This is a genomic window from Kineococcus siccus (assembly GCF_009906795.1).
GTDB lineage: Bacteria > Actinomycetota > Actinomycetes > Actinomycetales > Kineococcaceae > Kineococcus > Kineococcus siccus.
The window spans coordinates 1-762 of sequence record NZ_JAAALN010000430.1 but is presented as its reverse complement, the minus strand read 5'-3'; the positions used below and the strand labels follow the sequence as shown (position 1 = coordinate 762).

Here is a 762-nt window from a genome sequence, read left to right as displayed (position 1 = left end):
GTTCACGCCGTTGATCCCGATGGTGACCTGGCCCTCGGCGGCGCCCGGCGCGCCCGCCGAGGGCCAGGTCACCATCGGGATCAACGGCGTGAACGGCGCGGGCGGCAAGCCCAGCCAGTCGATCGTCATCCTCATCGCGATGACGGTCCTGTCCGTGGCCCCCGCCCTGCTGCTGCTGACGACCTGCTTCACCAAGATCATCATCGTGCTGGGCCTGACCCGCAACGCGCTGGGCCTCATGAGCACCCCGCCCAACCAGGTGCTCGCGGGTCTGGCGCTGTTCCTGACGATGTTCGTCATGGCCCCGACGCTCGGGACCATGAACGACGTGGCGGTCCAGCCCTACCTCAAGGGCGAGAAGACGGCCACGGTCGCCTTCACCGACGGCTCCGCCCCGCTGAAGGAGTTCATGCTCGAGCAGACCCGCGGCGAGGAGCTGGCCCTCATGACGCAGGCCGCCAAGCGCGACCTGCCCGAGGACCGGGCGGACGTGCCGCTGACGACCCTGGTGCCGGCGTTCGCGCTGTCGGAGCTGCGGTCGGCCTTCATCATCGGGTTCGTCATCTTCATCCCCTTCCTCGTGATCGACATCGTCGTCTCCGCGGCGCTGATGTCCCTCGGCATGATGATGCTGCCGCCCGTGACCATCGCGCTGCCGTTCAAGATGCTGCTCTTCGTCATGGTGGACGGCTGGGGACTCATCGTGAAGGCGCTCGTCTCCAGCTACACCGGCTGACCCGGACGCGACGCCCGCCACCCGCC

At 68.4% G+C, this 762-nt stretch carries 1 protein-coding gene; it reads left to right on the top strand.

From position 1 onward, the window contains the following. Positions 1–19: 19 nt before the first annotated feature. A complete protein-coding gene (gene fliP, locus GTR02_RS21975) occupies positions 20–736 on the top strand; it encodes a flagellar type III secretion system pore protein FliP (RefSeq protein WP_166609581.1) in 717 nt (238 codons plus the stop codon). Positions 737–762 lie beyond the last annotated feature (26 nt).